Annotated in this window: 3 protein-coding genes; all 3 read left to right on the top strand. The window is 73.4% G+C overall.

The genetic code is table 11. The annotated features are described in order from the left end of the window. The coding region (locus AC1DXK_RS30880) for an ABC transporter ATP-binding protein (protein ID WP_477299702.1) at positions 1-808 on the top strand (808 nt) is incomplete at its 5' end. Next, entirely contained in the window at positions 801-1532 is a 732-nt protein-coding gene (locus AC1DXK_RS30875) for an ABC transporter ATP-binding protein (protein ID WP_457107495.1), read from the top strand. The genes AC1DXK_RS30880 and AC1DXK_RS30875, both read left to right, overlap by 8 nt. A gap of 155 nt (positions 1533-1687) precedes the next feature. Further along, a partial coding sequence (locus tag AC1DXK_RS30870) for a DUF1028 domain-containing protein (protein WP_477299701.1) occupies positions 1688-1967 on the top strand: 280 nt, incomplete at its 3' end.

Here is a 1967-nt window from a genome sequence, read left to right as displayed (position 1 = left end):
GCGGGAGGCCGCGCCGCCGCGCCTCGTCGCGCGGGCGGCCGGCACGGAGCCGGCCGGGACCGGACTCCCGATCCTCAAGGTCGAGAACCTCGCCAAGGCCTACGGCGCCCTGACGGTGCTGGAGGGCATCGACCTGGAGATCCGCGCAGGCGAGTTCGTCAGCCTCGTCGGCCCCAACGGCGCCGGCAAGACCACCCTGATGCGCTGCCTCAGCGACGGCACCGAGCCGTTCAGGGGCGCCATCGCGGTCGGCGGTACGCCGATCACCGGGCTGACGCCGAACCGGATCGTCGGCCTCGGCGTCGGGCGCAAGTTCCAGGTGGCGAGCGTGTTCGAGAGCCTGTCGGTGGCCGACTGCCTGCGGCTCGCCCGGGCGTCCCGCGACGGCCTGAGCCCGGTCGGGCAGGCGGAGACGCTGGGCCTGCCGCAGCCGGCCCTCGACGTCCTGCGCATGACCGGCCTCGACCACCTGCTGACCCGGCCGACGCGCCTCCTGTCGCACGGCCAGAAGCAGGCGCTGGAGCTCGCCATGGTGGTGGCCCTGGAGCCGCGGCTGATCCTGCTCGACGAGCCCACCGCCGGCCTGACCAAGGCCGAGCGCACCACCATCGGGACCGTCCTCAAGGCGCTCACCGCCGAGGGCCGGATCGCCGCCGTGCTGGTCGAGCACGACCTCGACTTCGTGCGCGAGATCTCGTCCCGGATCGTGGTGCTGCACCAGGGCCGGCTCGTCCTCGACGGCACCGTCGACGCGGTCGTCGGCTCGGAACTGGTCCGGACCATCTACTCGGGAGGCGGCCATGGGTGAGGCAGCACGGCAGGGTGCACCGGCAGGTTCCGCCCTCGCCCTCGACAGGGTGTCGAGCGGCTACGGCGCCGTCGCCATAGTGAAGGACGTGTCCCTGTCGGTCGGGCCGGGGGAGATCGTGGCGCTGCTCGGCAAGAACGGCATGGGCAAGACCACCCTGCTCAAGACCGTCCTGGGGATGGTGGCCCTGCGCGGGGGCGCCGTCACGGTCGGCGGCCAGGCGCTGGCCGGCCTCACGCCGGCCAAGCTCAACGCGCTCGGCGTCGGCTACGCCCCGCAGGAGCAGCCCCTGTTCCAGGACCTGTCGATCCGCGACAACCTGCGCCTCGCGGTGCCCTCCGACCGGATGCTGCCCGAGGCGCTGGAGCGGCTGTTCGGCCATTTCCCGTTCCTGAAGGACCGACTGGCCCAGCGGGCCGGCACCCTGTCCGGGGGCGAGCAGAAGATGCTGATCCTCGGGCGCGCCCTGATGCTGCGCCCGCGCCTGCTCCTCATCGACGAGATCTCCGAGGGCGTGCAGCCCTCGATGGTCGAGCGCCTGCGCGGCGTGCTTCACGCCGAGCGGGCGGCGGGCGTGTCCATGCTGGTGGTGGAGCAGCACGTCGCCTTCGCGCTGGCGCTGGCCGACCGCTACGCCGTCCTCAAGCTCGGCGAGATCGTCGACAGCGGCCCGGCCCGGGCGCCGGAGGCGCAGGCGCGCGTCATCGACCACCTCGCGGTGTGAGGCGGTTTCGGTGCCGATCCCCACGCCGTCATCGCGAGCGCAGCGAAGCGACCCAGGGATGCGCCACGCTCCCAAACGGGGCGCTGCTGGATTGCTTCGCTGCGCTCGCAAAGACGGTGGTGGATCGGGCGCAGGGAGGAGGAGGCTGTAAGCGCATGATGGAACTCAACACCTTCTCGATCGCCGCCCGCTGCCCGCGGACCGGCCAGCTCGGCGTCGCGGTGGCGAGCGCCGTCCCGGCGGTGGGCGGGCTGTGCCCGTTCCTCAGGGCCGGGATCGGGGCCGTCACCACCCAGTCCTGGGTGAACCCCTACCTCGCCGCCCGCATCCTCGACGGGCTCGCCGGCGGGCACGATCCCGACGCGGCGCTGGCGGCGGCCCTCGCCACCGACGACCGGCCGGACCTGCGCCAGCTCGGCCTGGTCGACGGGCAGG

The organism is Methylobacterium sp. P3_A11, assembly GCF_056403155.1.
The sequence above is the reverse complement of the archived record's forward strand: the minus strand, read 5'-3'. Positions and strand labels throughout refer to the sequence as shown.